Source organism: Serratia sp. CY44782 (genome assembly GCF_052168715.1).
Classification (GTDB): Bacteria; Pseudomonadota; Gammaproteobacteria; order Enterobacterales; family Enterobacteriaceae; genus Serratia; species Serratia nevei.
Window position 1 is genome coordinate 1 of record NZ_JBJNME010000037.1, and the last position, 777, is coordinate 777.

At 45.8% G+C, this 777-nt stretch carries 1 protein-coding gene; it reads left to right on the forward strand.

Annotated features, from left to right (window positions below):
- Positions 1-15: 15 nt before the first annotated feature.
- Positions 16-777, forward strand: a 762-nt coding sequence (locus ACJ8HT_RS24120; RefSeq protein ID WP_442520150.1) for a hypothetical protein, incomplete at its 3' end; no start/stop codon positions are given.

Here is a 777-nt window from a genome sequence, read left to right on the forward strand (position 1 = left end):
TGAAGGCGGTAGCGAATGAGTGATTTTTATTACGGTCAAGGAAAAGTCTACCTGGCTCGCCGCAATACGGCGGGCCAGGCTTTATCATGGCGCTGGATTGGTGATGTTTCTGCGTTAACCCTTGAGCTGGAATTCGATGAAAAGAAATCGAAAGCGTCCGTTGGTGGGCGGTTGGTTGACTCACAGCGTTATGTTTCTGCCGTCAATGGGAAAGTAACATCTACCTGGCACGAATATTCAAAAGAAAATTTACAGGTATTGCTTTATTCCAATATGGCCAGCAGAACGCCTAGCCTTGTGACGGGCGAGGTTTTACCGGCGGGAATTCAGGCTGGTGACACTATCAGCCTGCGTTACCCAAATGTTTTTGGCGTCTCAATCGTGGCGCTCATTGCTGGCGAAGATTACATTGTTGACCCGCTCTGGGGCGTAATTAAATTTTTAAAAACGCCAGCTCAGCAACCTGTTGTTGATTATGCGTACGTAGGCTACGCCTCTCTACCGTTAATGAATGCTGTAGGTGAAGAGTTCTCATTGCGCTATGAGGGTGTCAATCTGGCAGAGAAACAATCTCACATCCTTGTTGAGTTATATCGTGTCAGTTTTGATTTGATTTCGAGTTTGTCATTAATAAATAACGATTCCAATCTCAGCGAGTTGGAAACCTCATCCGTGATTTTGCATGACGTTACAAAAATAGCCGATTCGGAACTGGGACAATTTGGGCGAATTCTTCAGTTTGCCCGCTTAAACGGACTCACACACAACGGTGTCATT